General features: G+C 71.0%; 6 protein-coding genes. 1 reads left to right on the forward strand and 5 read right to left on the reverse strand.

Translation table 11 applies throughout. The features are described from left to right. Nucleotides 1-931, reverse strand: a 931-nt coding sequence (locus G7A99_RS25160) for a class I tRNA ligase family protein (RefSeq protein ID WP_240466084.1), incomplete at its 3' end; no start/stop codon positions are given. Between the two features lie 155 nt (nt 932-1,086). Between G7A99_RS25160 and G7A99_RS03850 the strand changes: the two genes are divergently transcribed. Then, nucleotides 1,087-1,605: a zinc ribbon-containing protein gene (locus G7A99_RS03850; RefSeq protein WP_018718629.1), complete on the forward strand. Its 519-nt coding sequence runs from the start codon at nt 1,087-1,089 to the stop codon at nt 1,603-1,605. A gap of 15 nt (nt 1,606-1,620) precedes the next feature. On the opposite strand, the gene lnt is transcribed toward G7A99_RS03850, so the two are convergent. From lnt to G7A99_RS03870, 4 genes are all read right to left on the reverse strand, one after another. Beyond that, on the reverse strand, nt 1,621-3,126 hold the full coding sequence (lnt, locus tag G7A99_RS03855; protein WP_163138926.1) for an apolipoprotein N-acyltransferase: 1,506 nt from the start codon (nt 3,124-3,126) through the stop codon (nt 1,621-1,623). Between the two features lie 2 nt (nt 3,127-3,128). Beyond that, a complete protein-coding gene (locus G7A99_RS03860; RefSeq protein WP_018718631.1) occupies nt 3,129-4,037 on the reverse strand; it encodes an HlyC/CorC family transporter in 909 nt (302 codons plus the stop codon). A 90-nt stretch (nt 4,038-4,127) separates the two neighbouring features. Beyond that, on the reverse strand, nt 4,128-4,601 hold the full coding sequence (gene ybeY / locus G7A99_RS03865) for an rRNA maturation RNase YbeY (RefSeq protein WP_163138927.1): 474 nt from the start codon (nt 4,599-4,601) through the stop codon (nt 4,128-4,130). Between the two features lie 23 nt (nt 4,602-4,624). After that, nucleotides 4,625-5,582 (reverse strand): PhoH family protein (locus tag G7A99_RS03870; RefSeq protein WP_163138928.1); only part of this gene is annotated, 958 nt, incomplete at its 5' end.

The following is a 5,582-nucleotide window of genomic DNA, read 5'->3' on the forward strand; positions in this document are numbered from 1 at the left end:
GGCGGGCGCGCAGGCCGGTGTCCATGCCGCGCTTGTCCATGGTCGCCACGTCCGCCTCGGAGACCGTGGTGTGGCGGCATTCCTCGACGAAGGCGGCGAGCTCCGGGTTGCCCGCCGCCGCCTCGGCGGCCAGCGGGTGCTCGGCGGCGAGCCCCATGTAGGTGACACCGTAGAGGGTGTCCGGCCGGGTGGTGAACACGTGCAGCGGCTCGTCGTGGCCGATGACCTCGAAGGCCAGCTCCAGGCCCTCGGAGCGCCCGATCCAGTTGCGCTGCATGGTGCGCACCTGATCCGGCCAGCCCGGCATGGCGTCGAGGGCGTCGAGGAGCTCGTCGGCATAGTCGGTGATGCGCAGGAACCACTGCGGGATGGCGCGGCGCTCCACCGGCGCGCCGGATCGCCAGCCGCGGCCGTCGATGACCTGCTCGTTGGCCAGCACGGTCTGATCCACCGGGTCCCAGTTCACCGTGGCCGTCTTCTTGTAGGCCAGCCCCTTCTCGTAGAGGCGGGTGAACAGCCACTGCTCCCAGTGGTAATACGAGGGGTCGCAGGTGGCGAACTCGCGGGACCAGTCGTAACCGAAGCCCAGGCGCCGGAGCTGGCCGCGCATGTGCTCGATGTTCTCGCGGGTCCACTGCGCCGGCGGCACCCGGTTCTGCATCGCCGCGTTCTCGGCGGGCAGGCCGAAGGCGTCCCAGCCCATGGGCTGGAGGACGTTGCGGCCCTGCATGCGCTGGTAGCGGGCGACCACGTCGCCGATGGTGTAGTTGCGCACGTGCCCCATGTGCAGCTTGCCGCTGGGATAGGGGAACATGCACAGGCAGTAGTAGGTCTCCGCCCCGGGCCGCTCGACGGCCCTGAACGACTCGTGGCGCTCCCAGTACTGCTGGGCCTCGGCCTCGACCACCTCCGGCTGGTATTGCTCTTCCATTTGGGCTCGTTCGATCCAGTGGGTCTGTTCGGTTGGGCCGCCGCGACCGGCGCCCGGCTAAAGCGCAGAGGATACCGTGACCCGCGAGGGGTTTGCACCAGTCGCCGCGAACGGCATATTGACGGATCATCTCCATACGACGGCGAGGAACGCTGATGAGCGACGACAAGCACGAGCGCGAACTGCGCGGCTACGAACGCATGCTCGAACGCCTGCGCGACCGACTGGACACGGCGGAGAAGGAGCTCGGCCCGCATGTTCGCGAGGCGCTGGAGCACGCCCGCGACCGCGCCGTGGAGCTCGGCGAGCTCACCCGCGAGGAAGCGGATCGGGTGGCGGAATGGCTGCGTCGCGACCTCGAGGAGGCCGCCGACTACACCGCGCGCAACAACCGGGATCTGAGCGCCTGGCTGCACATGGACGTCCAGCTCATCGAGAACTGGCTGCTCGACCGTTTCACCTCCGTGGCGGACCGTACCCGGCTGGAATGGCTGGAGTTCCAGCAGTTCCTGGAGCGGGCCTCGGAGTATCACACCGGCGAGATCGCCGGCCCCGGGCGCCTGCGCTGCCAGGCCTGCGGCGAGCACCTGACCTTCACCCGCCCCGGCCACATCCCGCCCTGCCCCAAGTGCCGGGGCACGGTGTTCGTGCGCGCCAGCGCCGACGCCGCCTGAGCCGCCGCGGGGATCTCAGTCCGCGCGCCGGCGGGGCGCGCGGGCGAGCCCCGCGGCGAGCACCAGCACCGCCAGCACGAGTGCGACCGCCGGCACGTCGCGGTAGACGACGTAGGGCGTCTCCCCCCGGCGCGGGCGCACCGAGGCCTCCAGCACCGTGCGCTCGAACTGCGGCGCCTGCGCCCGGATCGTGCCGTCGGCGCCGATCACGGCGGTGATCCCGGTGTTGGTGGCACGCAGCATCTCCCGGCCGGTCTCCAGCGCGCGCATGCGCGCCATCTCCAGGTGCTGGTGGGGCGCGGCGGAGTCGCCGAACCAGCCGTCGTTGCTGACGTTGAGCAGGACCTGCGCCTGCGGCAGGGCATCGGCGATGAGCGGGCCGAAGGTGACCTCGTAGCACACGGAGGCGCCGATGGTGACCCCGTCGACGGTGAGCGGCGCCGGCTCGGTGCCGGCACTGAAATCCCCCAGTGGCGCACCGATGAAATCCAGCGCCCCGCCGAGCAGCCCCCGGAACGGGACGTATTCGCCGAACGGCACCAGGTGGCGCTTGAAGTAGCCGGTGGCCGGCCCCTGGCCGAGCACCACCACCGCGTTGTAGGCGCCGCCGTCCGCGCCCCTCGCGGGCACGCCCGTGACGATATGGCTGCCGGCGTCCGCCGCCTCCTCCGCCAGCGGGTCGAGGAAGTTCTCCGCCACCGCGTCGTAGAACGCGGGCACCGCCGCCTCCGGCCAGACGATCAGCGGTGTCCCGTAATGCCGGCGGCTCGCCTGTGCATAGTAGCGCAGGGTGTCGACGCGGTTGTCCACCAGCCACTTCTTGTCCTGCGGGACGTTCCCCTGAACCAGTGCGACGTCCATCGCCGGGCCCGCGGGTCGGCTCCAGTGCACGCCCCAGAGCGCGCCGCTGGCGAGATAGGCAGCGATCAGCGCCGCCGCGACGCCCAGCCGCCGCGCATCCGGGCGCAGTGCCAGCCAGGCGAGACCGCCGGCGGGGGCGCACACCAGCACACCGACGCCGTAGAGGCCCAGCACCGGGGCCAGCGCACCGGGGGGCAGGTCCACCTGGGTATAGCCGACGGCGAGCCAGGTCGCGCCGGTGAACAACCAGCTGCGCACCCACTCGACCAGCAGCCAGGCGGCGGGCAGGGCCGCCAGGGTGGTTACCCCCCGGCGCCCGGCACCCACCCAGCGGCCCAGCATCAGCGCGGCCAGGGGATAGAGCGCGAACAGCGCGATCATCAGCGGCGTCACCGCGCTGGCGGCGAGGGGGCCGCCGCCGTAGCGGCTGATGCTGATGAAGATCCAGTACACGCCGGCCCCGGCGTAGCCGAGGCCGAAGAGGTAGGCACCGAGGGCCGCACGGCGGCGCGGGGCCGCGGCGACCTGGGCGAAGGCCACCGCCAGCGCCGGCGGCACGATCCAGCCGTGGCCGTACGGGGCGAAGCCCAGCGCCATGGCGAGTCCGGCCAGCAGGGCGAGGAACGGGCCCGCCCGGCCCGTGAGCACACGTACCGGCATGGTCAGCCGGCCTGGGAGTGGTCGTCGTCCTCCACCGCGACCGCCACCGGGAAGCGACTGACGCGGAGCAGGTAGATCCGGCGGCTGTCGGCGCGCACGACCTCGAAACGGCAGCCGCCGAGCTCCAGCGCCTCGCCCCGCCGGGGGACGTGGCCGAAGCCGTTGGCCACCAGCCCGCCGACGGTGTCGAACTCCTCGTCGCTGAAGTCGGTGCCGAAGTTCTCGTTGAATTCGTCGATGGGCGTGAGCGCCTTGACCACGAACTCGCCGTCGTCGCCGCGGGAGAGGATCCAGCCGTCGTCCTCGTCGTCGTGTTCGTCGTCGATCTCGCCGACGATCTGCTCGATGACGTCCTCGATGGTCACGATGCCGGCGAGGCCGCCGTACTCGTCGACCACCACCGCCAGGTGGTTGCGGCTGTCCTGGAAGAGCTTGAGCAGCGCGTCCAGCCGCTTGCTCTCGGGGATGAACAGCGCGGGACGCAGCAGCTCGCGCAGGTTGAACTCGCGCTGGGTGTCCGGATCGAGATAGCGCAGCAGATCCTTGGCGATGAGGATGCCGATGACGTCGTCGCGGCTCTCCCCGGTCACCGGGAAGCGCGAATGCCCCGTCTCGACGATGGTGGGCATCAGGTCCCAGACCCGGTCGCTGCGCTGGAGCACCGCCACCTGGGAGCGCGGGATCATGATGTCGCGGGCCTGCAGCTCGGAGACGTGGAGCACGCCCTCGATCATCGCCAGGGCGTCGTGGTCCAGGATCTCGCGCTCGGTGGCCTGGCGCAGCACCTCGACGAGATCCTCGCGGTCGCGGGGCTCGCCGGAAAGTGCCTGGCCGATACGCTCGAGCCAGCTACGGTGATGGCCGTTGTGCGATTGGCTACTGCTGCTACTGCCTGATCGGTCCTCGTTCATCAAGCTCTCGATGGTTGCCTCGGAAAGCGCCGGATGCGTTGATTGGTTAGCGGGCCCACCGGCCGGCTAACCGATCCACGCCGGGCCCGGCTAGTCGCCTTCCGGCACCTCCACGGACTCTGCGTAGGGATCGGGGAAACCCAGGGCGGCGAGCACGGTGCGCTCCTCCGCCTCCATGAGCTCGGCCTCGTCGTCCTCGATGTGGTCGTGGCCGAGCAGATGCAGGATGCCATGGACCACCATGTGCGCCCAGTGCGCCCGCGCGGGCTTGCCCTGCTCCGCAGCCTCGCGCTCGACCACCGGCGCGCAGATCACGAGATCGCCGAGCATGGGCAGGTCCACGCCCTCGGGCAGCTCGGCGGGGAAGGAAAGGACGTTGGTCGCGTAGTCGCGGCCCCGGTAGGTGGCGTTGAGCTCGCGGCCCTCCGGCTCGTCGACGATGCGCACGCTCACCTCCGCCTCCAGCCGGCGGCCGGCCAGCGCGGCCTCGACCCAGCGTCTGAAGTCCTCGTCGTCGGGGACCTCCGCCACCGCGGAGGCGAGCTGTATGTCCGTATCGATCATCGGGGCACCCACCCTGGACCCGTTCAGTGCGCGGCCTCGCCGCCGTCACCGGAGCGGGCATCGTAGGCCTGCACGATCCGTTGTACCAGATCATGGCGCACGACGTCGCGCGCGCCGAAGAACGTGAAGCTCACCCCGGTAACGCCCCGGAGGACGTCGATGGCGTCGCGCAGCCCGGAGGTCTTGCCCGGCGGCAGGTCCACCTGGGTGACGTCGCCGGTGACCACGGCGGTGGAGCCGAAGCCAATGCGGGTGAGGAACATCTTCATCTGCTCGACGGTGGTGTTCTGGGCCTCGTCGAGGATGATGAAGGCGTTGTTGAGCGTGCGCCCGCGCATGTACGCCAGCGGGGCCACCTCGATGACGTTGCGCTCGATGAGCTTGTTCACCCGCTCGAAGCCGAGCATCTCGAAGAGCGCGTCGTAGAGCGGGCGCAGGTACGGGTCCACCTTCTGGGCGAGGTCGCCGGGCAGGAAGCCCAGCCGCTCGCCGGCCTCCACCGCCGGGCGCACCAGCACCAGGCGCTGGACCAGGTCGCGCTCCAGCGCGTCCACGGCGCAGGCCACGGCGAGGTAGGTCTTGCCCGTGCCCGCGGGGCCGACGCCGAAGTTGAGGTCGTGGGTGATGACGCTGTGCAGGTAGCGGCGCTGGTTCGGGCCGCGCCCGCGCACCTGCCCCTTGCGGGTATGGATGACCACGTCGTCGCCGGCGGCGCCCTCACTGGCCTCGGGCTCCGCGCGCGCCTCCACGTCCGCCTTCTGCAGGTAGAGGTGGACGTTCTCCGGGCTGAGCGGGCCCTCGCCGGAGGCGTCGTAGAGGGCCTGCAGCACCCGGCTCGCCGCCAGCGCGGCGCTGTCCTCGCCGATGATGCGGAAGCGGTGGCCGCGGTTGCTGATCTCCACGCCGAGCCGGCGCTCGACCTGGCGGATGTGCTCGTCGAACTGTCCGCACAGGCTCGCCAGTCGCTCGTTGTCCGGGGGG

This window comes from Arhodomonas sp. KWT (assembly GCF_010993615.1).

Coding starts and splice junctions, on each gene's coding strand:
- G7A99_RS03850 (WP_018718629.1), top strand. CDS start 1,087: ATGAGCGACGACAAGCACGAGCGCGAACTGCGCGGCTACGAACGCATG.
- lnt (WP_163138926.1), bottom strand. CDS start 3,126: ATGCCGGTACGTGTGCTCACGGGCCGGGCGGGCCCGTTCCTCGCCCTG.
- G7A99_RS03860 (WP_018718631.1), bottom strand. CDS start 4,037: ATGAACGAGGACCGATCAGGCAGTAGCAGCAGTAGCCAATCGCACAAC.
- ybeY (WP_163138927.1), bottom strand. CDS start 4,601: ATGATCGATACGGACATACAGCTCGCCTCCGCGGTGGCGGAGGTCCCC.